The sequence below is a fragment of the uncultured Thiohalocapsa sp. genome (assembly GCF_913062725.1).
Lineage (GTDB): Bacteria > Pseudomonadota > Gammaproteobacteria > Chromatiales > Chromatiaceae > Thiohalocapsa.
Genome location: NZ_CAJXWY010000002.1, coordinates 82,147 through 108,563, shown reverse-complemented (window position 1 = coordinate 108,563; position 26,417 = coordinate 82,147). Strand labels below are relative to the sequence as shown.

At 66.9% G+C, this 26,417-nt stretch carries 21 protein-coding genes; 13 read left to right on the top strand and 8 right to left on the bottom strand.

Features of this window, described 5'->3' with window-relative positions; translation table 11 throughout:
• The first annotated feature begins 559 nt into the window (after positions 1-559).
• The gene (gene gyrB / locus QZ588_RS01040; RefSeq protein WP_295538719.1) at positions 560-2,986 is read left to right on the top strand and encodes a DNA topoisomerase (ATP-hydrolyzing) subunit B; all 2,427 of its coding nucleotides are present in this window, start codon (positions 560-562) and stop codon (positions 2,984-2,986) included.
• A 156-nt stretch (positions 2,987-3,142) separates the two neighbouring features.
• On the opposite strand, the gene gmhB is transcribed toward gyrB, so the two are convergent.
• From gmhB to glyQ, 3 genes are all read right to left on the bottom strand, one after another.
• Entirely contained in the window at positions 3,143-3,685 is a 543-nt protein-coding gene (gene gmhB, locus QZ588_RS01035) for a D-glycero-beta-D-manno-heptose 1,7-bisphosphate 7-phosphatase (protein ID WP_295538717.1), read from the bottom strand.
• A gap of 84 nt (positions 3,686-3,769) precedes the next feature.
• Entirely contained in the window at positions 3,770-5,866 is a 2,097-nt protein-coding gene (glyS, locus tag QZ588_RS01030; protein ID WP_295538714.1) for a glycine--tRNA ligase subunit beta, read from the bottom strand.
• Position 5,867: 1 nt separating this feature from the next.
• Positions 5,868-6,776 carry a glycine--tRNA ligase subunit alpha gene (glyQ, locus tag QZ588_RS01025; protein WP_295538713.1) on the bottom strand — a complete coding sequence of 303 codons (909 nt, stop codon included), beginning with the start codon at positions 6,774-6,776 and terminating at the stop codon, positions 5,868-5,870.
• 308 nt (positions 6,777-7,084) lie between these two features.
• On the opposite strand from glyQ, the gene QZ588_RS01020 reads away from it, so the two are divergent.
• From QZ588_RS01020 to QZ588_RS01000, 5 genes are all read left to right on the top strand, one after another.
• On the top strand, positions 7,085-8,281 hold the full coding sequence (locus tag QZ588_RS01020) for a cation diffusion facilitator family transporter (protein WP_295538711.1): 1,197 nt from the start codon (positions 7,085-7,087) through the stop codon (positions 8,279-8,281).
• Positions 8,282-8,635: 354 nt separating this feature from the next.
• Entirely contained in the window at positions 8,636-10,042 is a 1,407-nt protein-coding gene (gene glnA / locus QZ588_RS01015; RefSeq protein ID WP_295538708.1) for a glutamate--ammonia ligase, read from the top strand.
• 810 nt (positions 10,043-10,852) lie between these two features.
• Entirely contained in the window at positions 10,853-11,935 is a 1,083-nt protein-coding gene (glnL, locus tag QZ588_RS01010; RefSeq protein WP_295538705.1) for a nitrogen regulation protein NR(II), read from the top strand.
• Between the two features lie 8 nt (positions 11,936-11,943).
• On the top strand, positions 11,944-13,380 hold the full coding sequence (gene ntrC / locus QZ588_RS01005; RefSeq protein WP_295538703.1) for a nitrogen regulation protein NR(I): 1,437 nt from the start codon (positions 11,944-11,946) through the stop codon (positions 13,378-13,380).
• 83 nt (positions 13,381-13,463) lie between these two features.
• On the top strand, positions 13,464-13,862 hold the full coding sequence (locus QZ588_RS01000; RefSeq protein ID WP_295538700.1) for a hypothetical protein: 399 nt from the start codon (positions 13,464-13,466) through the stop codon (positions 13,860-13,862).
• 372 nt (positions 13,863-14,234) lie between these two features.
• Here the strand turns inward: QZ588_RS01000 and QZ588_RS00995 are convergent, their stop codons facing one another.
• Positions 14,235-14,459 carry a hypothetical protein gene (locus QZ588_RS00995; RefSeq protein ID WP_295538697.1) on the bottom strand — a complete coding sequence of 75 codons (225 nt, stop codon included), beginning with the start codon at positions 14,457-14,459 and terminating at the stop codon, positions 14,235-14,237.
• Between the two features lie 194 nt (positions 14,460-14,653).
• On the opposite strand from QZ588_RS00995, the gene QZ588_RS00990 reads away from it, so the two are divergent.
• Positions 14,654-15,121, top strand: a complete 468-nt coding sequence (locus tag QZ588_RS00990; RefSeq protein WP_295538752.1) for a tRNA (cytidine(34)-2'-O)-methyltransferase — start codon at positions 14,654-14,656, stop codon at positions 15,119-15,121.
• Between the two features lie 38 nt (positions 15,122-15,159).
• Here the strand turns inward: QZ588_RS00990 and QZ588_RS00985 are convergent, their stop codons facing one another.
• The 4 genes from QZ588_RS00985 to QZ588_RS00970 all read right to left on the bottom strand — a co-directional run bounded on the left by QZ588_RS00985 (position 15,160) and on the right by QZ588_RS00970 (position 17,647).
• On the bottom strand, positions 15,160-16,173 hold the full coding sequence (locus tag QZ588_RS00985) for an NAD(P)H-dependent glycerol-3-phosphate dehydrogenase (protein WP_295538694.1): 1,014 nt from the start codon (positions 16,171-16,173) through the stop codon (positions 15,160-15,162).
• A gap of 9 nt (positions 16,174-16,182) precedes the next feature.
• Positions 16,183-16,686 (bottom strand): protein-export chaperone SecB, encoded by a 504-nt coding sequence (gene secB / locus QZ588_RS00980; protein ID WP_295538691.1) that lies wholly within the window; start codon positions 16,684-16,686, stop codon positions 16,183-16,185.
• An 85-nt stretch (positions 16,687-16,771) separates the two neighbouring features.
• The gene (locus QZ588_RS00975; protein ID WP_295538688.1) at positions 16,772-17,197 is read right to left on the bottom strand and encodes a rhodanese-like domain-containing protein; all 426 of its coding nucleotides are present in this window, start codon (positions 17,195-17,197) and stop codon (positions 16,772-16,774) included.
• A 132-nt stretch (positions 17,198-17,329) separates the two neighbouring features.
• Positions 17,330-17,647 (bottom strand): metalloregulator ArsR/SmtB family transcription factor, encoded by a 318-nt coding sequence (locus tag QZ588_RS00970; protein WP_366929522.1) that lies wholly within the window; start codon positions 17,645-17,647, stop codon positions 17,330-17,332.
• Positions 17,648-17,798: 151 nt separating this feature from the next.
• On the opposite strand from QZ588_RS00970, the gene QZ588_RS00965 reads away from it, so the two are divergent.
• From QZ588_RS00965 to QZ588_RS00940, 6 genes are all read left to right on the top strand, one after another.
• Complete coding sequence (locus tag QZ588_RS00965; protein WP_295538683.1) at positions 17,799-19,064, top strand: peptidoglycan DD-metalloendopeptidase family protein; 1,266 nt, start codon at positions 17,799-17,801, stop codon at positions 19,062-19,064.
• Positions 19,065-19,239: 175 nt separating this feature from the next.
• Positions 19,240-20,802 (top strand): S41 family peptidase, encoded by a 1,563-nt coding sequence (locus QZ588_RS00960; RefSeq protein WP_295538681.1) that lies wholly within the window; start codon positions 19,240-19,242, stop codon positions 20,800-20,802.
• 61 nt (positions 20,803-20,863) lie between these two features.
• Positions 20,864-21,418: a DJ-1 family glyoxalase III gene (locus QZ588_RS00955; protein WP_295538677.1), complete on the top strand. Its 555-nt coding sequence runs from the start codon at positions 20,864-20,866 to the stop codon at positions 21,416-21,418.
• Positions 21,419-21,433: 15 nt separating this feature from the next.
• Complete coding sequence (locus QZ588_RS00950; RefSeq protein ID WP_295538675.1) at positions 21,434-22,543, top strand: glycosyltransferase family 4 protein; 1,110 nt, start codon at positions 21,434-21,436, stop codon at positions 22,541-22,543.
• A gap of 204 nt (positions 22,544-22,747) precedes the next feature.
• Positions 22,748-24,949: a type II secretion system ATPase GspE gene (gspE, locus tag QZ588_RS00945; RefSeq protein ID WP_366929521.1), complete on the top strand. Its 2,202-nt coding sequence runs from the start codon at positions 22,748-22,750 to the stop codon at positions 24,947-24,949.
• Positions 24,950-25,174: 225 nt separating this feature from the next.
• The gene (locus QZ588_RS00940; protein ID WP_295538672.1) at positions 25,175-26,383 is read left to right on the top strand and encodes a type II secretion system F family protein; all 1,209 of its coding nucleotides are present in this window, start codon (positions 25,175-25,177) and stop codon (positions 26,381-26,383) included.
• Positions 26,384-26,417 lie beyond the last annotated feature (34 nt).

Here is a 26,417-nt window from a genome sequence, read left to right as displayed (position 1 = left end):
ACATTGGCCACGCACGGGCGTTGACGCTTGCCGGCGGGCTGGTTGTCGGCGCCGCTCGCAGGCTGTTCCACGTGGAACATGATGCCTCCGCAAACTGTTGTTGATGGTCCTCGTGGCGTTGGTGGCGATAGCCGCCGGCGCCATGTTCCACGTGGAACATTGGCCACGCACGGGCGTTGACGCTTGCCGGCGGGCTGGTTGTTGGCGCCGCTCGCAGACTGCTCCACGTGGAACATCTGCTGCCGCGAATCTGCGGTGACAGTTGCCGGTGGGGCTGGTAGCCAGTGCTGGTCGCGGGCTGTTCCACGTGGAACATACTGTCTCCTCCCGTATGCGGTGCGGGTTGGTGACACCTCCCACTGCAGCCCGGCCTGCGCCCACTCCTGTGCCTCCAGAAGACCTTTGCGCCGTCGCGACGCACACCGATATCCCCGACGAACCGTCGCCTGCTCCAAATCTCGCGGCGCTGCGCTTCGCGCCCCACAACCGCGGTACAATACCGTGTTACTCCGGCGTCGGCAGCGCTGCATCGTCGGGCGCGACCGCCACACTCCTTTGGATGACCCAAGAAACGTCCATGACTTACGACTCCTCAAGTATCAAGGTTTTGCGTGGATTGGATGCCGTACGCAAGCGACCGGGCATGTACATCGGCGACACCGATGACGGCACTGGCTTACACCACATGATCTTCGAGGTGGTCGACAACTCCATCGACGAGGCCCTGGCGGGCCACTGCTCCGAAGTCGAAGTCGTGGTGCACGACGACTATTCCGTGACCGTCTCCGACGACGGCCGCGGGATTCCCGTGGATATCCACCCGGAAGAGAACCGCTCCGCCGCGGAAGTGATCATGACGGTGCTGCACGCCGGCGGTAAGTTCGACGACAACAGTTACAAGGTTTCCGGCGGCTTGCATGGCGTAGGCGTGTCCGTGGTCAACGCCTTGTCCGAGCGCCTGGAGATGCGCATCGGCCGGGAAGGTCACCTGTATCAGCAGTGTTTCACGGGTGGCGTGCCGGACGCGCCACTCACCCGCATCGGCGAATCCGAGCACAGCGGCACTGTTATCCGCTTCTGGCCCTCCGCCAGCATCTTCTCCGACCGCGACTTCCACTACGACATCCTGTCCAAGCGATTGCGTGAGCTGTCCTTTCTCAACTCCGGCGTGCGCATCCGCCTGCGCGATGAGCGCAGCCAGCGCGAGGATGTTTTTGAATACGTGGGCGGTATCCGGGCGTTCGTGCGTCACCTCAACGAGAACAAGGCGCCCATCCATCCGACGGTGTTCTACTTCTCCGCCGAGCGGGACCATGTGGTGGTGGAGGTCGCGCTGCAGTGGAACGACTCCTACCAGGAGTCCATCTTTTGTTACACCAACAACATCCCCCAGCGCGACGGCGGCACCCACCTCGCCGGGTTCCGTGCCGGGCTGACCCGCACGCTGAACCAGTACATCGAGCGTGAAGCGCTGGATAAGAGCCAGAAAACCCGCCCGGTGGGCGACGACGCCCGGGAAGGCCTCACCGCCGTGGTGTCAGTGAAGGTGCCCGATCCCAAGTTCTCCTCTCAGACCAAGGAGAAGCTGGTCTCCTCCGAGGTCAAGCCCATCGTCGAATCCCTGTTCGTGGAGCACCTGGATATCTTCCTGGAAGAGCATCCGGCGGAGGCCAAGGTCATCGCCAATAAAATGCTGGAGGCGGCGCGGGCACGGGAGGCTGCACGCAAGGCGCGCGAGATGACCCGCCGCAAGGGTGTGCTGGATGTGGCGGGGCTGCCGGGCAAGCTCGCCGACTGCCAGGAGAAGGACCCGTCGAATTCCGAGCTGTTCATCGTCGAGGGTGATTCCGCCGGCGGCTCGGCCAAGCAGGGCCGCGACCGGGGGTTTCAGGCCATCCTGCCGCTCAAGGGCAAGATCCTGAATGTGGAGAAGGCGCGTTTCGACAAAATGCTGTCGTCGGCGGAGGTGGGCACCCTGATCACCGCCCTCGGCTGCGGCATCGGCCATGATGAGTACGACCCCAACCGGCTGCGCTACCATCGCATCATTATCATGACCGACGCCGACGTCGACGGCGCCCATATTCGCACCCTGCTACTGACGTTCTTCTATCGCCAGATGCCGGAGCTGGTGGAGCGCGGGCACGTATTCATCGCCCAGCCGCCGCTGTACAAGATCAAGCGCGGCAAGCAGGAAGACTACCTGCTGGACGACACGGAGCTGGGTGCCTCGCTGTTGCGCGCCGCCTTGGACAAAGCCAGCTTGCGCGTCGGCCCGGATGCGCCGCCGTTGTCCCCTGAGGCACTCGGGCAGTTGGCGGCGGAATACCAGTCCTTCCGCGCCATGCTGGCGCGACTGCAGCGCCGCTACGATCCGCTGTTGATGGAAGAGCTGATTGCCCTGCCCCGCCTCACCCCGGCGCTGCGCTCGGACCCGTCGGCGCTGGACGATTGGATCGCTCGTTTGGCCACTGGCATGACTGCCCGTACGGGTCCGGCACTCGATTATCGGCTGGCGGTGCAGACACCCGCAGACCCCGGAGCGAAGGCGCAGTTGCAGGTGGTGCGTCTGGTGCACGGCATTCCCGAGACCACCCACATCGCCCTCGACTTTTTCGATGGACCCGAGTACGAGCGTATTGCGACGCTGGCGGAGAAGCTCGACGGACTGGTGCAGCCCGGGGCCGTCGTCTCCCGCGGCGAGCGCCAGCAGCCGGTGGAGACCTTCGCTGCGGCCTATGACTGGCTCCTCAGCGAAGCGCGTAAGGGCTATAGCATCCAACGCTATAAGGGCCTCGGCGAGATGAATCCGGGCCAGCTCTGGGACACCACGATGGACCCGGCCACACGGCGCCTGCTGCGGGTGACCATCGAGGACGCCGTCGCCGCCGATCAGATCTTCACCACCCTGATGGGCGAGTATGTCGAGCCCCGCCGGGAGTTCATCGAGCGCAACGCGCTGGACGTGGAGAATCTGGACGTCTGAGCGCTTGGCGGGTGCGCGCCGGGAGCGATCGCCAGCGCCGGCACGAAGCATCGACCCGCGTAACCCACTATTCGGCCACTCAGAGTCCCGTTGGAGCCCGCTTGCGGGCGACTTGACCTACCGAACCTTGCAGGCGCCCCCTCGCGGGCGCCTCACTCAGGCGCCCGCCAACAGGGCATCGGCGGCGGCATACAAATTGGCGAAAATCTGAACTTCTGCGAGCGCCGGCGGCAGCGACTGCGCGACGCCCGGCCCGTTGCCCGTGGTCACCAAAATGGGGCGCGCGCCGGCGCGCTGTGCCGCCTGCAGGTCGCGCAGCGAGTCACCGATGACGGGGATATCCGCGAGCGGGAGCTCGAACCGCCGTGCGATGCTTTGTAACAGGCCGGGCTCAGGCTTGCGACAACCGCAGTGTGCCGCCGGGCCGTGCGGGCAGAATGCGATCAGATCGATGCGCCCGCCGAGTGCGGCGGCGCGGCTGCACAGCAGGCCGTGCATCCGATTCAGTGTATCCACATCGAAGAAGCCGCGCGCGATCCCCGATTGATTGGTGGCGATGGCCACGTGGATGCCCGCCTGTGTGAAGCGGGCAATGGCCTCGAGACTTCCAGCGATGGGCCGAATCGCGTCGGGTGAGCGGATGTAGTCCTTCGAGTCCTCGTTGATCACGCCGTCGCGGTCCAGAATCACGAGCTTCATACGGCGCAACCCTTGCCGTAGGGACAGCCGCGCGTGCTGGCGGCGGTGGGGGCAATGATGCGTTGCATGGCGGTGCTCATGGCATCACCCCTGCCCGCCGACCCGCAGCCTGCTGATGTCCGCGATGCTCGAGAAGAGCGCGAGCACGTCGCGCACCAACATGAGGCGATTCGCACGCAGCGCCGGCTCCTCGGCGTTGACCATTACCTGATCGAAGAATCGATCGACGTCAGGTCGCAACTCGGCCAGCGCAGCGAGGGCCTCGGTGTACTCGCCGGTCTCCAGCAACGGTGCCACATGCTCGCGCAGCGCGGCGACGCGCTCGGCGAGACGCTGCTCCGCCGGCTCCCGCAGCAACCCGCCATCGAGGGCGATGTCCGTCGGTACCGGCTCGGATTTCTTCAGGATGTTGGCGATGCGCTTGTTGGCGGCGGCCAGGGCGTCCGCGGCCTCCAGCTGCGTGAAGGCGGTCACCGCGCGCACGCGCCGATCGAAGTCGCTGGGCGCCGAGGCGTCGACGGCCATCACGGCGTCGATCACCTCGGCCTCGATGCCCTGCTCCGCATAATAGCTGCGCAGCCGCTCCATGACGTAGGCATAGGTCTCCGCAACCGCCGCCGATGCGCCGACGGACGCGGGAAATGCCGCCGCGGCGTTGTCGAGCAGGGCGCGCAGATCCAACGCCAGCGGCGTTTCGATGAGCATCCGCAACACGCCGATGGCGGCGCGGCGCAGGCCGTAGGGGTCTTTGACGCCGGTGGGCCGCTCGCCGATGGCGAAGATGCCAACCAGGGTATCGAGCTTGTCGGCCAGCGCCAGTACCCGCCCACACTCGGAGGCCGGCAGGCGATCGCCGGCGTGTCGCGGCAGGTATTGCTCCTCCATGGCGGCCGCCACGCAGGGTGTCTCGCCGCTGCGCTCGGCATAGTGCCGCCCCATGATGCCCTGCAGGCTTGCGAACTCGCCCACCATAGCGGTCACGAGGTCGCATTTGGCGAGCAGTGCCGCACGCTCGGCCAGCGCCGCGTCATACTCCAGCTGTGCTGCGATGTGCCGGCTCGCGGCCGCCACCCGGCGCGACTTGTCCGCGATACTGCCGAGCTTGTGCTGAAACACCACCCGCTCCAGCGCCGGCTGCAGATCGGCGAGGGGCGTTCGCAGATCCTGCTCCCAAAAAAAGCGCGCATCGCTGAACCGAGGCCGAATCACGCGCTCGTTACCGGCGCGCACGATCTCCGGCTGTCGGCTGTCGATGTTGCTCACGGCGACGAAATACGGCAGCAGGGTGCCGTCTGCGCCATGGACTGGGAAGTATTTCTGATGATGCTGCATGGTCTCGATCAGCGCCTCGGCGGGCACCTCGAGGAAGGCTTCGTCGAATTGCCCCAACAGCGCCACCGGCCATTCACAGAGCGCGGTGACCTCGTCGAGCAAGTCATCGGGGAGACTGGCCTCGCCGCCGATGTTGCGCGCGCTGGCCAGCACCTGGTCGTGAATGGCCTCCCGGCGCGCGGCAAAGTCGGGCTCCACATACGCACGGCGCAGGGCCGGCGCATAGTCGTCCGGGGTGGCGATGGCGATCGCCGCCGGCGCATGGAAGCGGTGACCGCGCGTTTCGGTGCCGATGGGTACACCCAGCACCTCGCCGGGCACGGCGGCGTCGGCGAAGCGCATGCAAACCCAATGCACCGGCCGCACGAAGGTGACATCGCCGTCGCCCCAACGCATGCGCTTGGGGATGGGCAGTTGCCCCAGGGCCGTGCTGGTCAGCGCCGGCAGCAGCGCCGCCGTCTCCTCACCGTGCTGGACGCTGCGGTGCACCAGCCACTGGCCTTTGGCGGTTTCCTCGCGCGCCAGCGTCGCCACATCGACGCCGCAGGAGCGGGCGAAGCCGAGGGCCGCCTTGGTGGGCGCGCCGTTTGCGTCGAAGGCGGCTTTGAGCGCCGGCCCCCGGCGGATCTCCTCCCGGTCGGGCTGCCGAGCGGCGAGCCCGCGCACGATCAGGGCCAGGCGCCGCGGTGTCGCAAAGGCCTCGATGGCGCCGTACGCGAGCACGTGCTCGGCCAACTGCTCTGCGAACTGTGACGCGAAGGCCGCGGACAGGCGCGACAGTGCGCTCGGCGGGAGCTCCTCGGTGCCGATTTCGATCAGCAGGTCTTGGACTGTGGTCTCGGTGCTCACGTCAGCGTGCCTCCAGCATCGGAAAGCCGAGGGCCTCTCGGCTTGCGTAATAGGCCTCCGCCACGGCACGGGCCAGGGTCCGCACGCGCAGAATAAAGCGCTGGCGCTCGGTGACCGAGAGGGCGCCGCGGGCATCGAGGAGATTGAACAAGTGCGATGCCTTGAGCACTTGCTCGTAGGCGGGCAGCGGTAAGCCCTGCTCGACCAATGCCGAGCTCTGGCGCTCGGCGACGTCGAACGCGGCGAACAGCGCCTCGACGTCCGCGTGCTCGAAGTTGTAGGCCGACTGCTCGCGCTCGTTTTGCAGGAAGACGTCGCCGTAGCTCACCGGGCCCTGGGGCGTATCCGCCCATTTCAGGTCGAAGACGCTCTCCACGCCCTGCAGGTACATGGCGATGCGCTCGAGCCCATAGGTGATTTCGCCGCTGACCGGACGGCACTCCAAGCCGCCGACCTGCTGGAAATAAGTGAATTGCGTCACCTCCATGCCGTTCAGCCAGACCTCCCAGCCGAGACCCCAGGCGCCGAGCGTCGGCGATTCCCAGTTGTCCTCGACGAAGCGGATGTCGTGCACCAGCGGGTCGATCCCGAGCAGCCGCAGCGAGTCCAGATATTGATCCTGGATGTCCAGGGGCGAAGGCTTCAGGATGACCTGATACTGATAGTAGTGTTGCAGGCGATTCGGGTTCTCACCGTAGCGCCCGTCGGTGGGCCGTCGGGATGGCTGTACGTAGGCGGCGTTCCAGGGCTCGGGCCCAATGGCTCGCAGAAAGGTGGCCGGATGAAAGGTGCCGGCGCCGACTTCCATGTCGTAGGGCTGTAACACGACACAGCCACGTTCGGCCCAGTAGGTCTGCAAGCGGAAGATGAGCGCTTGGAAGGTTGCGGGTGCGGCGGGTTGTGAGGTCAAGCGGTTGGTCCGACAGCAAAACAGAAAGCGGGCATTCTATACCCGGCGTCGATCAATGTTCGGTTCAGACGTTCGTGGCTTGGGGGTCAGCTGGGGGAAGCCGCGCAGGCATCCCCGCCAGCCGCCACCTGAGACATACAAACCTGGATCCGGCGCGTATCCCGGCATCGCCGTCGGACCGACCATAGCCGGCGATGTGCCGGGGCGGCGTCTTTCCTATAATCCGCTGCGAACCGACCGACGCGGGTCACGCTCGCGCCCGTCGATGTCCACCGCCGCCGGCCCCGTAACCGTTGCAGGAGAGTCGCATGGGAACAGCCATCGCCCCGGGCCGAACGAGCGAGCTGCGTCTGGCCGAGCGACGCCGCGCCGTCGCCCGCACCGCGCTGGTGGGTGGCCTGGCCAACGCCGCGCTCTCCGCGCTCAAGATCGGCATCGGCATCGTCGGGCAGTCCCAGTCCCTGGTGGCCGACGGCATCCACTCGTTATCGGACCTCGCCACGGATCTTTTGGTGTGGATCGCCGGCCATCACGCCAGCCGGGGTCCGGACGACGAGCATCCCTACGGCCATGGCCGCTACGAAACCATGGCCACGCTGGTGCTCGCACTGTTGCTGTTGGCCGTGGCGATCGGTGTGAGTTGGGACGCCGCGCTGCGTCTGTTCTCGCCGGAAGACCTTCTCACCCCTGGCTGGATCGCCCTGCTCGCGGCGCTGGTGTCCATCGGCGTCAACGAATTGCTTTACTGGTACACTATTTATTACGCCCGGCGTGTGCGATCGGACATGCTGCGCGCCAATGCCTGGCATCACCGCAGTGACGCCATTTCCTCCATCGTGGTGCTCATCGGCATCGGCGGCACTCTGGCCGGTCTGCCCTATTTGGATGCAATCGCGGCTTGTATCGTGGCCGTCATGATCGCCCGCATCGCCTGGGATCTCGGTTTCGATGCCGTCCGTGAGCTGGTGGACACGGGTCTGGATCCTGAGCGGCTCGCCGCCGTACGCGAGACCATCCTCCAGGTGGGTGGTGTGCGCGACCTGCACATGCTGCGAACCCGCCGCATCGGCGGCACGGTCTCGACGGACGTCCATGTCTTGGTCGACCCCTACATCAGTGTTTCCGAAGGCCACCACATCAGTGTCAAGGTGGAGCAGGAGCTCAAGCACCGGATCGACGAGATCGAGGATGTCACGGTCCACATCGACGCCGAGGACGACGCCACCGCGCCACCCACCATGGGCCTGCCCAGCCGTCGCGAAGCGTTGGCACGCCTCGCCGCACATTGGGCCAACCTGCCAGAGCTCGCACGCCCCGAGCGGGTGCAACTGCACTACCTCAATGGTCGGATCGAAGTGCAGGTACTCCTGTCGGATGCCGCGGCATACCGGGGTGATCGCATCAGCACCGTCGCCGAGCGTGCCCAGGCCGCCGTCGCCAACGACCCGATCTTCTCCGGCGTGAAGGTGTACTGCGGCGCGTCGCACCGAGATGGTGCATACTGAGCACGCGCTGCCCCGTGGTGCGGCAAGCCAGTGGTGCCGATGATGGTGCCTGCACCAAGCGCCAGGCCGTCGCACCTGCTCGCGGCGGGGCTACACCGTCGCGGCTGAGCCGGTCATCAATTACTTGCGCGCCCAGTGGCCACGGGCAGGCGCCGTCGGAGTTCATCGTCACGCGGTTGCGCGCCGCAATTTGCCGCCGCTGCTGAAGCCTGGCACGAAAACTGCTCTCAGCATTCGCTGAGACAGCGTGACGAACAACGACGCGATCCACGCCGACCGCAGCGGGCTCGGACGCACCGACCCCCTACCGGCTCAATTCCCAAACCCAAATTGCACCCACCGGAGACCGACAGAATGGCATCGAAGATCATGGAGACCCTCAAGAACGAAGACGTGAAGTTCGTGGACCTGCGCTTCACCGACACGCGTGGCAAGGAGCAGCACGTCTCGCTGCCCACCAGCATGGTGGACGATGCGATGTTCCAGGACGGCAAGATGTTCGATGGCTCTTCTATCGCCGGCTGGAAAGGCATCGAGGCCTCTGACATGGTGCTCATGCCTGAGGCGGATACGGCGGTCATGGACCCCTTCGCCGACGAAAACACACTGATTGTTCGGTGCGACATCCTCGAGCCCGCGACCATGCAGGGCTATGAGCGTGACCCGCGCTCGGTTGGCAAGCGTGCCGAGGCCTACCTCAAGTCCACGGGCATCGCCGACACCGCCTTCTTCGGCCCCGAGCCCGAATTCTTCGTCCTCGACGACGTCCGCTGGGGTGCGGACATGAGCGGTGCCTTCTACAAGGTGGACTCCGACGAGGCCGACTGGAACTCCGAGCGCGTCTTCGAAGATGGCAACATGGGCCACCGCCCGAGTGTCAAGGGCGGCTACTTCCCGGTGCCGCCGGTGGACTCGCTCAACGATCTGCGCGCGGCCATGTGCCTGGCCATGGAAGAGATGGGCGTGCCGGTGGAAGTGCATCACCACGAGGTGGCCACCGCCGGGCAGTGCGAGATCGGCACCAAGTTCACCACCCTGGTGAAGCGCGCCGACTGGAACCAGATCCTGAAGTACTGCGTGCACAATGTCGCGCACGCCTACGGTAAAACGGCGACCTTCATGCCCAAGCCCCTGGTGGGTGACAACGGCAACGGCATGCACGTGCACATGTCGCTGGGGAAGGACGGCACCAATATCTTCGCCGGCGACAAGTACGGCGGTTTGTCTGAGGCCGCGCTCTACTATATCGGTGGCGTCATCAAGCATGCCCGTGCGCTGAACGCCTTCACCAACGCCTCCACCAACTCCTACAAGCGCCTGGTACCGGGCTTCGAGGCGCCCGTGATGCTGGCCTACTCGGCCAAGAACCGCTCCGCATCCATCCGAATCCCCCACGATGCGAATCCCAAGGCGACCCGCATCGAGGTGCGCTTCCCCGACAGCATGGGTAACCCGTACCTGTCCTTCGCGGCGATGATGATGGCGGGCCTCGATGGCATCCAGAACAAGATCCATCCGGGCGACGCCATGGACAAGGACCTCTACGATCTGCCGCCCGAAGAAGAGAAGGCGATCCCACAGGTCTGCTATTCGCTGGATCAGGCCCTGGACGAGCTGGACAAGGATCGGGAGTTCCTGATCCAGGGCGGCGTCTTCACCGACGATGTCATCGACGGCTACATCGCGCTGAAGATGCAGGAGGTCACCCAGCTGCGCATGACGACGCATCCGGTGGAGTTCGACCTGTACTACAGCCTGTAAGGTCGCGCCGACCATGTCGGCACCGGCGCCGGGCCCACCGCCCGGCTGCGCTCAGTGCCCGCAGGGCACTGAGTCCTAGGGCGAGCCTAGGGCAAGCAATCGCAAGTCTGTCCAAAGCAGATTCGAGCATCACCCGGGGCACCGCGCCGTACCGGCGGCCCAACGTCGCCCGTCAGGCAAAGCGCCTGCGAGCCATCCACGGACCCTCCCGCCCAAAACCGCTCCCCGCGGCGCGCTCCGCACGGGACGTCGCTCCCCTCGGATTCGTCCTGAGTCGCATCGCCTGGTACCCACAGCCGTCCCGTGGACCACTTCCACAGGCGTCGCCTCTCCAGCAAACCTGATCTTCGCCGCATCACCGCCGCATGCTCGACGGCCCGGCTTTGATGTGCCCGCACGTTGGCGCAAGGCGCGCCGTCGTCAGACGTCGAGCGCCCTCCGTTCGGCGGTAACGTTCACGGCCGCATGCACGATCCCTACCCGATACTGGGCAGCGCCGTGCGTGGCATCGATCGAAAAACGACTTTGAGCCCTGGTTTAGGGCATATCCTGCACTAATATTGTGCAGATGGGGCGTCGACCTGTGACGGTATTGTAGTAATTGCCCGCTAGGCGGCGGTTTCACCTGTGGGACTGGGTTCTTTAAGTCTGGTGCGGTTTTTGCTTTGACTCAGTCCGCGCGGCCTCGACAGCCCACGACAGGCGATGGCGCCCGCTGGGCTGCTCACACTGTACCTGCCTTGTCGGCGCTGACGAGCCGCTCATGCCAACATCATGTGTTGCTGCCCATCCGCGGATCGAGTCAGCTTCATGAAGAAAAAGACATTGCAAAACAATCAACTAGCGTCTGCGATCCTGGGTAATCTCAACACTGCGGTACTGTTGTTCGACGCAGAGCTACGCCTTTGCTACATCAACCCCGCCGGCGAGCTTCTGCTCGCCATAAGCGCCAATGTCGTGCTCGGGAAAACCGCAGGCGAGTTGGTGCCCTGCCCCGCCGAGCCTGTGGAGGAACGGTTGCGCGACGCGTTGCAGACCCGCCAGCCGTTCACCGAACGCGAAGTGGAATTGCGGCGGCCCGACGGTGAGGTCATCCGAGTGAACTGTACGGTGCTACCAGTGCACCAATTCGAGTCGAGCGCCGACCTGTTGATGGAGCTGCACCAGGTGGATCGGCAGATCCGCATCACGCGCGAGGAGCATCTGATCTCCCAGCATCAGGCCACCCAGGCGCTGCTTCGCGGCCTCGCCCACGAGATCAAGAACCCCCTCGGCGGCCTGCGGGGGGCGGCGCAGCTGCTCGAGCGCGAGCTGCCGAGCCCGGATCTGCGCGAGTACACGCGCATTATCATCGACGAAGCGGACCGGCTCCAGGGGCTGCTCAACCGCATGCTCGGCCCGAATCAGCTGCCGCAGCTGCGCTATGTGAGCATCCACCATGTGCTGGAGCATGTCCGCGGTCTGCTGAGCGCCGAATATCCCGGCGGACCGGCCATCATCCGCGACTACGACCCGAGCATTCCGGATTTGCGCGCGGATTCCGACCGGCTGATTCAGGCCATGCTGAATATCGCCCGTAACGGCGCCGAAGCGGCCGGTCACAATGGTGAGCTCAGGTTCCGCACCCGCGTGCTGCGGCAATTCACCCTCGGCAACGAACTGCATCGACTGGTGTTGCGCGTAGAGATCGAAGACACGGGTCCGGGCATCCCGGAGAAACTCCTGGATCGCATCTTTTTTCCAATGGTGTCGGGGCGGACCGGCGGTAGCGGGCTCGGGCTGCCCATTGCACAAGAGCTCATCAACCAGCACGGCGGGCTCATCGAGTGCGAGAGCCGGCCGGGCAGTACCCGGTTTTTTGTCTACCTACCCCTCGAGCCCACCGACGACTGAGGTTCGCGATGAGCAAGGTGCCGAGCGTTTGGGTGATTGACGACGACCGCTCTATCCGCTGGGTGCTCGAGCGCGCCCTGCGGCAGGCGGACATGGACGTCACCTGCTTCTCCAATGGTGTCGGGATCATGGACGCACTCATGCGCGGGCGCCCCGATGTGATCCTATCGGACATCCGCATGCCCGGTGTCGACGGGCTGGAGTTGCTGCAGCAAGTCAATAGCCGCTATCCCAGCCTGCCCGTGATCATCATGACGGCGCACTCGGATCTCGACAGCGCCGTCTCGGCCTTCCATGGCGGTGCCTTCGAGTACTTGCCCAAGCCCTTCGATCTGGATGAGGCCGTGGATCAGGTGCGCCGCGCCTGCCGCGCGCACGAGCAGGCCAGCGAAGGCGCCGTATCGTTGGAGAACAGCCCGGACATCATTGGCGAGGCCCCCGCCATGCAGGAGGTGTTTCGCGCCATCGGCCGCCTGGCACGCTCCAACATCACGGTGCTGATCAATGGCGAGTCCGGCACCGGCAAGGAGCTCGTCGCCCGGGCACTGCACCGTCACAGTCCCCGCTCGAGCGCACCCTTCATCGCGCTCAACATGGCGGCGATCCCGCGCGATCTCATGGAATCCGAGCTGTTCGGTCACGAGCGTGGCGCCTTCACCGGCGCACAGACACGCCGTGAGGGGCGCTTCGAGCAGGCCGACGGTGGCACGCTGTTCCTCGACGAGATTGGCGATATGCCCGCGGAGCTGCAGACCCGACTCCTGCGTGTGCTCGCCGATGGCGAGTTCTACCGCGTTGGCGGCCTCTCACCCATCAAGGTGGATGTACGCATCATCGCCGCCACCCACCAACACTTGCAGGAGCATGTGCGTCAGGGCCGGTTCCGCGAGGATTTGTTCCATCGGCTCAATGTGATCCGCATTCACTTACCGCCGCTGCGCGAGCGCCGCGAGGACATCGGTCTGCTCATGCGCCACTTCCTGAGCCAGGCGGCGGTGGAGCTCAACTGTGAGCCCAAGACCATCGCCGCCGATGCACTGGCTCACCTGGAGCGACTGGACTGGCCGGGCAATGTCCGCCAGTTGGAGAACACCGCGCGCTGGCTCACCGTCATGGCGTCGACGAAGGAGATTCGCGTCAATGATCTACCGCCGGATCTCTTCGCCGCCGATGGTGCGGGCGGCGACGACGAGCAGTGGGAGACGGCGTTGCGGGCATGGACGCGCCGCCGGCTGCGCCAGGGCGACGGCGTCATCCTGGCGTCGGCCGTGCCGGCGTTCGAGCGCATCCTCATCCAGGTCACATTGGAGCACACCGGCGGTCGTCGCCAGGAGGCGGCGAAGCTCCTGGGCTGGGGACGCAACACCCTGACCCGTAAAATCAAAGAGCTCAACATGGATTTTGGCGGTGGCAACGGCGGCGACGATGACGAGGACGGTGCATAGGGCCCGGCGTTGAATGTTGCACCTTTCGCATCGATCTACGCGGACACGCCGAAACCGACCTTCCACGCAGACACCGATCCCCCATGGACAGTAGCAGCATCCAGCTCGCCGATTCCCAGATCGACGTCATCGAGCACACCCCGGAGCGCCTACGGATCCATTTCTCCCGGGCGATCATCATCAAGACCATGACCGGCTCGGCAGAAAAGACCCTCTGGTGGCAGGCCGGCGACTTGTTGTTGAGTCAGCCCGAGCTGCACGGCGTACTGCCCCCGACCCCGCTCACCTGCACGGGCGGAGACATCGACGACAACATTTATACCTACCGGGACATGATCCCGCTGCCCCTGGCGAGCCGCGGTGCCATCCGGATCGAGCTCCACTTCCACAACGGGGTGCCCGCCCTGGTTGCCAGCGGCGGCGCGATTGCGCTGGAGATGCACGACGTGCCCAAGTACCAACGCCATATTCGCGCGGCCTAGACCGCGGCATGCGGTGAATAGGGCGCGCCGGGCGCGGCGACAGCGTTCCAGCCGTCGTGCCCCCACCCGGCGCCGAAATCCGAAGCCAAGGCCCGCTGCTCGCGCACATCAACGACGCCCCGGATGTCTGGGCCCCGCGAGCACGAGACCGGCCTCCTGCACTCAAGCGCGGCATCAACGCCGCCACGCTACCGTTGTCGCACATGAAAAGCCCCGCGGCGCCTTGCGCGCAGCGGGGTGTCCGCCGGGCGTTCTGCGAGGCGACCGTCAGCCGGGGAACGCTCCGGCCAGCGCCGGGGCACACCACCGCGGCCTGCGGCTGTGCCCGTTCAAAGGCGTCGCTTTCAGCACGTCGGGCTCGGGGCGTTGGTCTCAGAGACGGTTGGAGCCGACGATTTCGTGGGCAATGTCCACGACGCGATTCGCCATGTCCATGTACTCTTGGCGATAGCTGGCGAGCAGCCCGTCGCCGGAGGCCCAGTAATCCTTGCCGGTCACGCCGTGCTCGTGCTCGTGATCGATGAACTGCTTCTGCATCTCCAGCATCTTGTCGATCAGCTCCTGCTTCTCTTTCTTCAGCGCAGCGATGTCGCTCATGGTCGTCTCCCCATCAGGTGTTCGGGTCATTCAGCCGAGTCGGGCAGCGTCTGGGCGAGCACGCCGGTGCAGCTGTCCGGTCCGGAATATGCAGAACTTTTAATATACCATGCTTCAGCGGAGCGGGGTCAATGTCCGACCGCTGTGCTGGGCAGATGCGTACCCGGCAGATTCGCGACAGCACGGTGAGCGCCATGTTCCACGTCATCCTGCATCAGCCTGAGATTCCGCCCAATACCGGCAACGTCATCCGGCTTTGCGCAAACACCGGCGCCGCGCTGCATCTGATCGCGCCGTTGGGGTTCGAGCTCGAGGATCGGCGCCTGCGTCGCGCGGGGCTGGACTACCGCGAGTACGCCAGGGTCCGGGTGCATGACTCCCTTGCGGCCTGTGCCGAGGCCGTCGAGTGGCGCCGGCTCCTGGCCTTCAGCACCCGCGGGCGCACCCCCTACACCGATTGCTGCTATCAGCCGGGGGACGCGCTGCTGTTCGGGGCCGAGACCCGCGGGCTGCCGCAGGCGCTGCTCGACGGCCTGTCGCCGGCCCACCGGCTATGCCTGCCCATGCGGGCCCAAAGTCGTAGCCTGAACCTCTCCAACGCGGTGGCGGTCGTGGTCTACGAGGCCTGGCGCCAATGTGGCTTCGCCGGGGCCAACGACTGATCGCCGCAGGCCCCAGCTGCGCGCCGCACAGCCGGCGGTCAGTGATCGACCTCGGACTTGCCCGCGCGCTCCAGCAGCCGCTGCGTCGCCTCGCCCGGTGTGCGAGCCTCGTACAGCACGGCGTGAACCTCAGCGGCGATGGGCATCTCGATGCCGTGTCTGGCGGCCATCGCATGCACGGCTCGGGCCGTGACGACGCCTTCCACCTCCTGGCCGATCGTGGCCATGGCTTGCGCCGCTGGTGTGTTGGCCGCCAGCGCCAGTCCCAGGCGGCGGTTACGGGATTGGTCGTCGGTGCAGGTCAGCACCAGGTCGCCGAGACCGGCCAGGCCCATGAAGGTCTCGCGCCGGGCGCCGAGCGCCTCGCCCAGACGGATGATCTCGGCGAGGCCACGGGTAATGAGCGCGGCGCGGGTGTTGGCGCCAAACCCCAAACCGTCGGCGATGCCATTGGCGATGGCGATGACATTCTTCGCCGCACCGCCCACCTGCACGCCGATGAGATCGTTCTGGGTGTAAGCACGAAAACGTGGCCCGTGCACCAGATCCGCCAGGCGCTGCGCGTAGCCTGGTGTGGAGGCGGCGACGGTGATGGCCGTGGGCAGGCCGCGTGCCACTTCGCGCGCGAAGCTGGGCCCCGAAAGTATGCCAAGCTGCCGCGGCCCAAGGCACTCCAGGGCCACTTCGTGCAGGAGCCGACCGCTGTCGGGCTCGAAGCCCTTGGTGGCCCAGGCGACGCCGAGGGCCGCCGGCAGCACGGGCGCCAACTGCGCGAGCACGGCACCGAAGAACTGGCTCGGCACCACCACCAGCACGCCGGTGGCGCCGTCGAGCGCCGTTTCCAGCGTCGCCGTTGGTGACAGTGTTTCGGGCAATGGGAACCCCGGCAGGTAGCAGCGGTTCTCGCCGTCGCGCGCCAGCGCATCGACGTGGGCCGGATCGTGCCCCCACAGGCGCACGCCGTGACCGTTGCGGCAGAGCAGCAAGGCGAGCGCAGTGCCCCAGGAACCGGCGCCGAGGACGGCGATCTGCTCCCGTGGATGTCCGGTCACGACGGCGGCTCAGTGGGTGGTGGGCTGAGGCGTGGCGGTCTGGTCGGCGCCGTCGACGCCGCCTTGCTGCTGCTCGGCGAGTTTCTGTGCGTAGATGGCGTCGAAGTTGATGTGCTGGAGCACCAGTTGCGGGAAGCCGCCCTTGGCAACCACGTCGGTGACGGCCTGGCGGGCATAGGGGAACAGGATACTGGGGCAGTAGACATAAAACAGTGGCCCATAGTCCTGCTGCTCGAAGCCCTGGGCGCTGACGATGCCGGCCTGCTGGACCTCCACCAGGTAGGCGGTCTTCTCGCCGGCCTTGGCGGTGACCGTGATGGTGAGCACGATTTCGTGGGTGTGGGCCTCCAACTGGCTCACCTGGATATCCATGTGCAGGGCGGTTTCGGGCTTCCATTCGCCCTGAAAGACCTCGGGCGCGTTGGGCGACTCGAAGGAAAGATCCTTGAGGTAGACCGTGCGCAGCGTGAACTGACGTTCGGCGCCGGCCTGGGCTTGGGTATCTTCGGCCATGTTGATGTGCTCCGGGATGATCTGCCCCGTTGGCGTGCCGCGATTGTGATGGCGTGCGGGGATTGGCTCTACGCTGACGATTGCTTCAGCGCTTCTTGCGTGTCAGCGGGAGGTTGGCGCTCTCCCAGGCGAGCACACCGCCTTTGAGATTGTACACCTCAGGGAAGCCCGCTTTACGCAGCACATGGCAGGCCGCTTGGGACTGCGCCCCGGAACGGCAGGTGACGATGATGGGCTTGTCCTTGTACTTGCTGAGCGCGCCGGTTTGATTCTTGAACCCGTTCATCGGGATATTGGTGGCATGCAGGATATGGCCCTTGGCGAAGTCCGCGGCCGGGCGGACATCCACCACAGCCGCCTCCTGCTGGTTGATCAGTGCCGTGGCAGCCACCGGGTCTACGGAGCCCTTGTCACCGACCAGGAGGTTGTAGGTGAGCAGCCCGAGGATCACGCCCAGGGCCATGAACAACACCCAATGGTTGCCCATGAACTCGAAGATCTGTGCCTGCATTGGGAGGAGCCGTGAGGGTTGCGCCCGGATCTTGGCCGGTCCGAGCGGCATGGGTTGCAATCAGGAGCGGCGAGTATACGGTCGTGTGCGCAGGTCGTCACCACTCGAGGTCGGGTGACGCGCAACGGGCGCTCAGCGCGAATGGTGGCAAAAGACCTCCCGCATCATGCCGATGAGCTGCAGCGTGCGCGCGTCGCCCACGCGATAGTAGACGCGGTTGGCGTCCTTGCGCGAGGCGAGGATGCCCTTGTCGCGCAGGATGGCGAGGTGCTGCGAGATGTTGCTCTGCGACGTGCCCACGTGCTCGACGATATCCTGAACGCTGACCTCTTCGGCGCCCAGGGTGCACAATATCTTGAGTCTCAGCGGATGCGACATGGCCTTGAGCGACCGCGACGCGCGCTCGATGTCGGCGTCATCGGCGAACAGCTCGACGTCGGCATCGCGCATCGGATTGAGCACGGGATTCGGCGTTGGCGGGACTTCGGTTATCATGGGCGGAGATTCTATATCAATCCATCACCAAACGATAATAAACTTTCGGTCCACCCAACACCGCCGCCCACGGACGGTGCGTGGCGCATCGCCGACCGTGGTGTCGGTGTCGCAACCGACCCCGGGGCGGGCGTCCGGGCGCGGCGACACCGCCGTCCGTCGTCGACTGCTGCGACTGCCGACGCTGTGCCTGCTGCTGCTGGCGAGCGCCGCAACGGGTGCGGCACCGCCCGCCGCTGCGGCCTCGCCGGCTCAGCCGCTGGAGGCGCAGGAAGCGGATCTGCGTGCCACCGAAGCGCGCATCGCCGACCTGCGCGAGGCGCTCAACGAGCGCGAAACCGATCGCGATGCCCTGTATGCCGCACTCGAGCGTAGCGACCAGCAGATTGCTGATCTGGCCCTTGCGGTGCGCGATCTCGCCGAGCGCCACGCGGCGCAAGAGGCGCTGGCGGCGCGGCTCAACAAACGCCTCGTCCAGGCCCGAAGCGACCTTGCGGCGGCGCGCGAGCAGTTGCGGGCGCTGCTGCGCGGCGCCTATGCGATGGGATCGGACGACCGGCTACGCCTGCTGCTGAATCAACAGGATCCTGCGCGTATCGGCCGCCAGCTCGGCTACCTGCGCGCCGTGGGCCGCCTGCGGACAGCGCAGACGGCGGCTGTGGAGCGGCTGGGTCAGACGCTGGCGCGGCTGCGGCAAGCCGCCGAGCGCGAGGTCCAGCGGCTGGCGACGCTGGCGGCCGAGGAGCGTCGCGCGCAAGCGGTCTTGCGGGCGGCGAGCGAGGCCCGCCGCGCCGTGCTGGCGGACTTGGAGGTGGCCATCGCCGCCGACCGGGCAGCGGTCGCCGAACTCGACGCCCATGCCACCGCCCTGCGGGAGGTGGTGGCCGAGCTGCGCCTGCGGGCGAAAATCGCCGAAGAGATCGCCATCACCGCGGACGCCTTTCACCGCCGCCGCGGCGAGCTGCCCTGGCCCATTACCGGTGCCCGCCTGGTGCGTGCCTTCGCCGGCCGGGCGCGGCCGGGCGATTTGCACGCCGACGGCATCCTGTTCGCCGCCCCCGTCGGCAGCGAGGTCTTTCCGGTGCACCATGGCCAGGTCGTCTATGCCGACTGGCTGCGAGGTTTCGGGCTCTTGATGGTGGTCGACCATGGCGACGGTTACATGACCCTCTACGGCCACAATCAAGCGCTGCTCAAAGAAGTCGGTGAATGGGTGGATGCGGACGATGTCCTGGCCCTTTCGGGGAGGCTCTCGCGCACCGATATGGATGACGTCGGCGCGGAGATCGCAGCCGGGAGGCTATACTTCGCGTTGCGCCACAATGGCGCGCCCGTGGACCCGGCACCCTGGCTGGAATCGCAGTCCGGCTGAGTCGGCGCGCGCCATCGCCACCGATGCCGCACCATGGCTTGCGTGCACGACGGAACGTCGACGCCGGTTCGCCTTCTAATGTTGCGGATTCGAGCCGCCGCCGCCGCCGCCGCCGCTGCGGCATCGGCGGTTTTCATCATGAACTGACCAGCGCCCGAGGCGCCCCGAGACGCCCATGACCCAGCAAACCCACTGCGCTCCGGCCGCTGTCCTGGCGGCACTGCTCGGCGCCCTCTGCGTCGGCGTCGCACCGTTGTCGGCGGATACGTCATTGCGCATCCAGGCACAGGTGACACCGCACCAGCCACCGGCGCCGGTGTCGCCGCCGCACGACGAGGCACAGCCCGCGTCGCATGATGACCCGTCCGGCGCCGCGCCAGCCCCCGTGGGGCCCGCCGTCACCGAGCAGCCCGATGTCGAGCGCCCGGGAGCCAGCGCGGGTGAGGCGGCCCCGGACGCAGCGCCCGCGGCCACTGACGGCACGCCGGACGGTGCGGGCACATCGGCGCAGACGAGCAACGACAGCAACCTGCCGCTAGATGATCTTCGCACCTTCGCCGAGGTATTCGGGCGCATCAAGAGCGACTACGTCGAGAATGTGGACGACCGCGAGCTGCTCGCCAGCGCCATTCGCGGCATGCTGGGTGGCCTCGATCCGCATTCCTCCTACCTCGACCCGGAGGCCTATCGCGATCTGCGGGTGGGCACCACCGGTGAATTCGGTGGCCTCGGCATCGAGGTGGGCCTGGAAGACGGCTTCGTGAAGGTCATCGCCCCGATTGACGACACCCCGGCTGCACGCGCCGGCATGCGCGCCGGCGACCTCATCGTGCGCATCGACGGCAAGCCCGTGAAAGGTCTCAGTCTGAGCGAGGCCGTGGCGCTCATGCGCGGCAAGCCCGGATCGGAGATCGGGCTCACGGTCGTGCGCGAAGGCGAGGGTAACCCCATCCAGGTCACCATCGTGCGCGACGTCATCAAAGTCGCCAGTGTCAAGGGTCGCACCCTGGAGCCCGGCTATGGCTACCTGCGGCTCTCGAACTTCCAGGCCCGCACCACCGAAGACCTGCTGGCGGCCGTGGCGGAGCTGAAAGCCGAGAACAGCCAGGGCCTCAACGGCGTGGTGCTGGATTTGCGCAACAATCCCGGGGGTGTCCTCAACGCCGCCGTCGGCGTCAGCGATGCCTTCCTCGACGACGGGCTCATTGTCTACACCATGGGCCGGAACGAGGACGCCAAGCTCGAGTTCAAAGCCGGGCCGAACGACGTCCTCGACGGCGCGCCGCTGGCGGTGCTGGTAAACAGCGGCAGCGCCTCGGCCTCGGAGATCGTCGCCGGGGCATTGCAGGATCAGGGCCGTGCGGTGATCATGGGTGAGAAGACCTTCGGCAAGGGCTCGGTGCAAACCATCGTTCCCATCGACGACCGCACCGCGCTCAAGCTCACCACGGCACGCTACTACACGCCGTCGGGGCGCTCCATCCAGGCCCTCGGCATCGAGCCCGATATTCGCCTGGTGCGCGGCAAGGTGGCGTTGGAGCAAGCGCCGGAAGTGGCGCCCATCAAAGAAGCCGATCTCATGCGGCATCTCGAGGACCCGGCCAACGGTGACGTCGCCGTCGAGTCCGACGAGGACCAGGGGGCGTCGCTGGTGGCGGAAGATTACCAATTGGCCGAAGCACTCAACGTCTTGAAGGGCCTCAATCTGTTTCGCGGCGCGGCAGCCAAGCGCGAGTGACTGTCCCGCCACCCCCTGATCTCACAGCGACGACCGCCGTCGGCGGAGGAGATGATCTGCGATGACCCGGGTACTGGTGCCCTTGGCACAGGGCTGCGAAGAACTGGAGGCTGTGACCATTATCGATCTGCTGCGTCGCGCCGGCATCGAGGTGGTCACCGCCGGCCTGGATGCGGCGCCGGTGAAGGCGAGTCGCGGCACCGTCCTGGTGCCTGACACCACCCTGGAGACGGTCGCCGGGCAGGATTTCGACATGGTGGTCCTGCCTGGCGGTCTGCCGGGTGCCACCAATCTCGACGCCGATGAGCGCCTGCACCGGCTGCTCTCCCGCCACGCCGGGCAGGGTCGCTGGTGTGCCGCCATCTGCGCGGCGCCCCTTGTGCTCGCCAATGCGGGCTTGCTGGACGGGCGCGTCGCAACCAGCTTTCCCGGAGCGCTGGACACTCGCAAGCATCCACGGATTCGCCTCAGCGACGAGCCCGTGGTGGTCGACGCCCGGGTGGTTACGTCGCGTGGCCCGGGAACGGCGATGGACTTCGCGTTGCAGCTCGTCGAGTTGTTGGTCGGCCGCGATCAGCGCGAGGCGGTGGCGTCCAAGTTGATGCGCCCACAGTAGCGAGCGGCGCGGCGGATGTACCCGCAGGCGCTCACCCTGTCGTCGGCGGCGGTCCCCGGCGGAGCGCCGCCGCTGGCCATCGGCACCGCCGCGCTGCTGCTGAGCTTTCTGATCGCGTCGCTCCTGGTGTGGCTGCTGCGGCGCAACAGGATCAGCTTGCTGCGCATCCTCGATCAGCCCAACGCGCGCTCACTGCACCACGCGCCGGTGCCGCGCACCGGCGGCGTTGGCGTCCTGGCGGGTGTCGCCGGCGGCCTGGCGCTGGCGCTGCCCTGGCTGCCGACGCCAGGCATCGGTTGGGCCGTGGCGGCGGTGGTGCTCGCCACCGCACTGCTGGCCGGTGTGTCCCTGTTCGACGATCGCCACCATGTGCCGGCCCGCTACCGCCTGGCGGCGCAGTTGGTGGCGGCCGTGCTGGTCATGGCCGCCGGCGTCGTCTGGCGCACCCTGGGGCTGCCGGGCCTTGCCGGGCTCATGCTGCCGCTCTGGCTGGCGCCGGCGCTCACCCTCTTGTTCGTCGTCTGGATGACCAACCTCTACAATTTTATGGATGGCATGGACGGTCTCGCCGGGGGCATGGCGGTTTTTGGCTTCGGCGCGCTGGCGTTGCTGGGGCTGCTCGCGGGAGCGCCGGACTATGCACTGGTGGCGGCGGTCATCGCCGCAGCCGCCGGCGGCTTTCTGCTGCACAACCTGCCGCGAGCCGCTATTTTCCTCGGTGATGTGGGCTCGACGGTGCTCGGTTTTTGGGCAGCGGTGCTGCTGCTCTGGGGCGCGGGGCGCGGCTTGTTTCCGCTCTGGCTGGGCGTCCTGGTGTTTTCGCCCTTTGCGGTGGATGCCACCTGGACCCTGCTCGTGCGCTTCGCCCGCGGCGCGCCGGTGTGGGAAGCCCATCGCGAGCACCATTACCAGCGGCTGGTGCTGGCTGGTTGGTCAACGTGGCGGACGCTATTCTGGGCGTATGTGCTGATGGGGGCCGCCGCGGCCAGTGCCATCGGCGCCCGTAGCCTGATGCCATCGGAGCAATGGCTGCTGCTGGCGGGCTGGGCCGGTCTGTACAGTCTCGTGCATTGGCGCGTGGGCTTGGTCGAGCGCGAGCGCCCGGCGTCGCCGGAGCGCTCCTGAGACCGTGTCGCTGCGATGACGCCCGCGGCGTACTGCGGCAGCGGCACCCGCACACCCAGGCACCGCTGAGGAGCGCTTTGCCGGGGCGTTTTGAGCGATCCAGACACCCAGCGCCGCCGCCCACCCTGAACGGCCTGTCACATGGTGGAGGCCTGCCGACGCGCAGCCCCCGCCGAGACCCTTGAGCATTGCCCGAGCCGAGCCATGTCCGACACCTTCCAACGCCGACAGCAGTCCAATGATCGGCCGCCTGGCGCCCAGCATTCCATGCCCGAGGAGGACTTCGACGCGGACATCGCCGCCGCAGCCGATGTCTTGCCCGGGCCCGGAATCGATCTCAACCTGGACTTCGCGGACGAGTTGCTGGGGGACGCGGGGGAGAACGCCCGGCAGGTCGTGTCTCGCCGGCGATCGCCCGGGCCCGCGGCGGCGCCACGTACGGCGCCGGCAGCCCCGGATGCAGCCGTCGATGCCACACCGGCGCCATCGCCCTCCCCCGGGCCCGCACCAGCTGCCGCCGGGCAACCGCCGCTCGCCGCTGACGGCGCCACCGCCCAGACCCAGGCGACGGACGCCGCCTCGAGTGCATTACAGCCGACGCACCCACCCGTTCACCCACAGGCGCTGCCCGAATCTTCGGCCGTTGCTGTGGCACCGGCACACGCCTCGCCGACATCGCCGGAGCCGGCGTCGGCCGTGGCCACCGCGGATACAGACTCGCCCGAGGCGGCGGTGATCGCCCACCTGCGCAGCCACGGCAAGCTCTCCGACGGCGATCTCGCGCGCGCCCGCAAGCTCGCCGACGACGGTGCCGAGGCGCTGCGCACCATGCTCGTGCGCTTAGGGTTAGTGTCGGATCGCGACATGGCCGCGGCCTATGCGGCGGTGCTGAATCTGGGCCTCATCACCGCCGAGGATTACCCGGACGCCCCGGTGGCGGAGGCGGAGCTCAGCCTGCGCTTTCTGAAAGACGCACGCATGGTGCCGCTGCGCGAAGAGGCCGACATGCTGGAGCTGGCGGTCGCCGACCCCGTCGACCATTCCGCCGTGCGCGCCGCGGAAATGGCCGCCGGGCGGCAGGCGCGACTGCGCGTGGGGCTGCCGACGGAGATCGAAGCGGCGCTGGAGCGCCTTTATGAGACGCCGGAGGCCGGCGAGCCGGATGCGGACATGGAGGCCGATCTCGGCAATTTCTCGGAAGAGGACATCGAGCACCTGCGCGATCTCGCCAGCGAGGCCCCGGTGATCCGGCTGGTGAACCAAATCATGCAGCGGGCGGTGGAGTCGCGGGCGTCGGACGTGCACATCGAGCCCTTCGCCGATGAGCTGAAGGTCCGCTACCGCATCGACGGCATCCTGAAGGAGACTGAATCGCCGCCGGTGCGCTCCACCGCCGCCGTGATCTCGCGCATCAAGATCATGGCCAAGCTCAACATCGCCGAGCGCCGCCTGCCCCAGGATGGGCGCATCCCGCTGCGCGTGCAGGGCAGGGAGCTGGACCTGCGCGTGTCCACAGTGCCTACCATGTTCGGTGAAAGCGTGGTCATGCGTCTGCTGGACAAGGAGTCGGTGCGCTTCGACTTCGATGCCCTGGGCTTCGACGGCCCGCCGCGGCAGCGGGTGCTGCAGATCCTGGATCAGCCCTACGGCATCTTCCTGGTCACCGGCCCCACCGGCAGCGGCAAGAGCACCACCCTCTACACGGCGCTGTCGCGGCTCAATACCGAGGCGCGCAAGATCATCACCGTGGAGGACCCGGTGGAGTATCAGGTGGCCGGCATCAACCAGATCCCGGTGAAGGCCAGCATCGGCATGACCTTCGCCCATGCCCTGCGCGCCATCGTGCGCCAGGACCCGGACGTGATCATGGTGGGCGAGATGCGTGATCTGGAAACCGCCCGCATCGCCGTGCAATCCGCCCTCACCGGCCACGTGGTGCTGTCCACGCTGCACACCAACGATGCCGCCAGCGGCGTGACGCGTCTGCTGGATATGGGCGTGGAAGACTATCTGCTCACCAGCACCATCAACGGCATTCTGGCGCAGCGGCTGGTGCGCCGGCTCTGCCCCACGTGCCGCGAGCCCTTCCGGCCGCGCCCGGAGATGGCGGCGCGCTTCCTGAATCTGCCCGGCGTCGACGAGTCGAATCTCACCCTCTACCGCCCACGCGGCTGCGAGGCCTGCCAGGGCAGCGGCTACCGTGGTCGGCTGGTGATCGCCGAGGTGCTGCTGATGACCGATCGCATCCGCCAGGCGGTGCTGAATCATGCCACGGCCACCGAGATCCAGCGTATCGCCGTGGAGCAGGACATGCTCACCATGTACCAGGACGGCCTGCGCAAGGCCGCGGCGGGGCATACGACGGTGGAAGAGGTACTGCGCGTGGCCTCCGTCAGTGAGGATTGAGGCGCGTGACCGAGGATATGTGACTGCTGGGCAGCGGGCGCATGGCCAAGCGATGCGCCACCGGGCCTTCCCGGCAGGGCGTCCTCACCTCTCACGTCTCACCCCCCCCAGGCTGCGTTTGACAGCCCTTCGCGCTGCAACCAGACTCCAACGCAGGAACCTGCGTCACTTGCCGCGATCATCGCTGTGTGACGCTGCTCGACCGCGGTACCGTGCTTCATCGACATGCCGAGATATTTCTACAAAGCAGTCAAGCTCGACGGCGAAGAGGTCGAAGGCGAGCAGGAGGCACTCGATGAGGCGGCGCTGGTGGTGCGCCTCCAGGCCGAGGGCCTGATCCCGCTGCAGACCCGCTCCGCCGGCGGTCTCACGGCGACGCTGGCGCGGCGCCGACGCAAGCGCCTGAGCGCAAAGGACGTGGAGATCGTCACCCGGCAGTTGGCGACGCTGCTGCAGGCGGGGCTGGCGCTGGACCGCTCGTTGACGGTGCTGGCGGGTCTCACCACCGAAGAGCACGTGGTGCGGGTGCTGGCGGATCTTCAGGACCGGGTGCGCGGCGGCGCCACCCTGTCCGCGGCGCTGGAGGCCCAGGACGGCCAATTCCCGCGGCTCTACGTCAACATGGTGCGCGCCGGCGAGGCCAGCGGCGCCGTCGACGAGGTGCTCGGCCGGCTCGCGGACTATCTGGAGCGCAGCGCCGAGCTGCGCGGCACCGTGACCTCGGCCCTGGTGTACCCGAGTATCCTGCTCTTCGTCGCCGGGCTGTCGGTGATCCTGCTGCTGGTGTTCGTGGTGCCGCAGTTCACCGTGCTGTTCGATGACATGGGCGCGGCACTGCCGCTGCCGACGCGCATCGTCGTCGGCGCCGGCGAGATCGTGCGCGGTTACTGGTGGGCGCTCCTGGTGGCGGTGGCCGTTGTCGCCTTGGTGCTGGAGCGCTGGCTCATGAATCCTGACAACCGACGCCGCTTCGACTATTGGGTCATGGCCCTGCCGCTGTTCGGCGACCTGATCTGGAAGATGGAGACTGCCCGCTTCTGCCATACGCTCTCCACTCTGCTCAAGAACGGTCTGCCGCTGCTCTCGGGCCTGAATCTGGCGAAGGAGGTGGTGGACAATCGCAAGATCGGCGATGGGCTGGGTGAGGTGGCGGATGGTCTCAAGCACGGCCGCGGCCTCGCCGAGCCCCTGGCGACGCGTCAGGTGCTGCCGGAGCTGGCGTTGCAGATGATTCGCGTCGGCGAGGAATCGGGCACCCTGGACGCCATGCTCGCCAAGGTGGCGGACATCTTCGACCGCGAGACCCGGGCCAGTGTGCAGCGCATGCTGACATTGCTGGAGCCGGTGCTCATCATCGGGCTCGGCGTCGTCATCGCCGGCATCATCGTCTCCATCCTGATGGCCATCCTCGGCGCCAACGAGTTGGTGCTCTGAGCGGACGCTCCAGGCACGGCGGCGGACGGCAAGT

Excerpts from the sequence above, each read along its gene's own strand:
- gyrB (WP_295538719.1), top strand. The coding sequence starts at position 560 with ATGACCCAAGAAACGTCCATGACTTACGACTCCTCAAGTATCAAGGTT.
- gmhB (WP_295538717.1), bottom strand. The coding sequence starts at position 3,685 with ATGAAGCTCGTGATTCTGGACCGCGACGGCGTGATCAACGAGGACTCG.
- QZ588_RS01020 (WP_295538711.1), top strand. The coding sequence starts at position 7,085 with ATGGGAACAGCCATCGCCCCGGGCCGAACGAGCGAGCTGCGTCTGGCC.
- glnA (WP_295538708.1), top strand. The coding sequence starts at position 8,636 with ATGGCATCGAAGATCATGGAGACCCTCAAGAACGAAGACGTGAAGTTC.
- glnL (WP_295538705.1), top strand. The coding sequence starts at position 10,853 with ATGAAGAAAAAGACATTGCAAAACAATCAACTAGCGTCTGCGATCCTG.
- ntrC (WP_295538703.1), top strand. The coding sequence starts at position 11,944 with ATGAGCAAGGTGCCGAGCGTTTGGGTGATTGACGACGACCGCTCTATC.
- QZ588_RS01000 (WP_295538700.1), top strand. The coding sequence starts at position 13,464 with ATGGACAGTAGCAGCATCCAGCTCGCCGATTCCCAGATCGACGTCATC.
- QZ588_RS00995 (WP_295538697.1), bottom strand. The coding sequence starts at position 14,459 with ATGAGCGACATCGCTGCGCTGAAGAAAGAGAAGCAGGAGCTGATCGAC.
- QZ588_RS00990 (WP_295538752.1), top strand. The coding sequence starts at position 14,654 with ATGTTCCACGTCATCCTGCATCAGCCTGAGATTCCGCCCAATACCGGC.
- secB (WP_295538691.1), bottom strand. The coding sequence starts at position 16,686 with ATGGCCGAAGATACCCAAGCCCAGGCCGGCGCCGAACGTCAGTTCACG.
- QZ588_RS00975 (WP_295538688.1), bottom strand. The coding sequence starts at position 17,197 with ATGCAGGCACAGATCTTCGAGTTCATGGGCAACCATTGGGTGTTGTTC.
- QZ588_RS00970 (WP_366929522.1), bottom strand. The coding sequence starts at position 17,647 with ATGCGCGATGCCGACGTCGAGCTGTTCGCCGATGACGCCGACATCGAG.
- QZ588_RS00960 (WP_295538681.1), top strand. The coding sequence starts at position 19,240 with ATGACCCAGCAAACCCACTGCGCTCCGGCCGCTGTCCTGGCGGCACTG.
- QZ588_RS00955 (WP_295538677.1), top strand. The coding sequence starts at position 20,864 with ATGACCCGGGTACTGGTGCCCTTGGCACAGGGCTGCGAAGAACTGGAG.
- QZ588_RS00950 (WP_295538675.1), top strand. The coding sequence starts at position 21,434 with ATGTACCCGCAGGCGCTCACCCTGTCGTCGGCGGCGGTCCCCGGCGGA.
- gspE (WP_366929521.1), top strand. The coding sequence starts at position 22,748 with ATGTCCGACACCTTCCAACGCCGACAGCAGTCCAATGATCGGCCGCCT.
- QZ588_RS00940 (WP_295538672.1), top strand. The coding sequence starts at position 25,175 with ATGCCGAGATATTTCTACAAAGCAGTCAAGCTCGACGGCGAAGAGGTC.